Genomic DNA, 1,410 nt, shown 5'->3' with positions numbered 1-1,410 from the left:
GCACCAGTGTAAGGTACGGGTAAGAAGAGTTCCTGGTTGATGGTAGGACTCCTGCGACTAGGCGCTAGCCAAAGTCCTCGGCTAAGCCCATCAGTCCCTTGTGTGATCATGAGGGTGCCTGGTACATGGACTACCTCTAGTCGACACTCTTGACGTTCCGTGGTAGCCAAGATCTCTTGGACCAAATGATGGAGGCCCGGACTTCGAGAACTACCTCCTTTGATGATGTAGTAGCTGACCAAGTTGTCAGTCATGTAGAACACGGTGCAATCTTTGAGGCGGGCACTCTCTTCATCCTGCCGAAGGGCTTCCAGCACCGTACGAGCCTCCTTCCAGTTGGAAGACTGAGGCCGGGCCTTGGCTCCCCAGGTTCCCATCCAAGTCTCCATATGTGGGCTATGGGCTTGGGAGGGATCCACTGGGTAAAATTCAGTAGTCCCGCCCGTTCCAGTTCCACTCCCATCGCCCCACTTCATCACCAGCCCTCCTGTGCTTCGAGCTCGGCAAGTAGTGGCTCCTGGATGCTCTTGGAGATGGGAGATCCACCATTGGAGAGCACTATGGCTGGGTGGAGTGAGGAGGACCGTCGTATGGTAGATTTCGCTACCGGACAAAGTCTCTCGATCCACTGCTTCGAGTCGGTGGAGATCGTCATACAAAGCTCGAAGGTGGTTCTGGCCAATCCGTTGAGGGGTGGCTTCCACAATGGATTGGAGCACGCCGGTGACCACTGCTAAACTCAAGCGGGAGAGATGATGTCCCCTAGGACGATCCAGCAGGAAATGAGCACTGGCCAGACACCGGGACACTTTGTTGGTGGGAATTCGAAGAGTGGGACTCCCACGAGTGTCATACAGGAAACCACAGTATTTTTGCACTTGGTCGGGAGGTGATGTCTTGACTGGTTGACAAATCAACCCTAAACGGACCATCAAGTCCATAAAGGCATTGAGCGCTTCGACGCAGTCCTCCCAGGTGGCGGCATGCAACTTGAAGTCGTCGACAAATCCAAAAACCTGAGCCACTGGCCTGCCATTAGATTGCAGGTAGACATACCCATGGCCCCATTCAGGATGGTAACTTCCGGTACGAAGAGCTTGCGACCAGGTGTTCTCCACTACCTGGGTGGCACGAAAGACTGGATTTTCTTTGCGCAGCAGGTTTAGGAAACCTTCGCCGAACCGGCACGAAATGCTAGGACTATTAACGGACCCCATGGGAAGGCCAACATACCATAATTCTTCCTGAGTGATGGGGTGTATCATCCCAATCAAGTCTCTTTCCTCGGGAAGGGTGAGGTAATTATGGAAGTACTTGCTGGCATCGGCAATGGCAGACCACCCCCCTGAGTAGAGCGAGGGAAGTATGTCTGCCACACTGGGAAGATAGATGGGGTCTAGACTGCAGCAA

1 protein-coding gene is annotated in these 1,410 nt (G+C 53.8%); it reads right to left on the bottom strand.

The features are described 5' to 3' along the window. Window positions 1–809, bottom strand: an 809-nt coding sequence (locus V6D20_04030; protein ID HEY9814960.1) for a hypothetical protein, incomplete at its 3' end; no start/stop codon positions are given. Between the last annotated feature and the right edge of the window lie 601 nt (window positions 810–1,410).

The sequence above is a fragment of the Candidatus Obscuribacterales bacterium genome (assembly GCA_036703605.1).
Taxonomy (GTDB): Bacteria; Cyanobacteriota; Cyanobacteriia; order RECH01; family RECH01; genus RECH01.
Note: the sequence above shows the minus strand (reverse complement) of the source record. Positions and strands in the feature narration are given on the sequence as shown.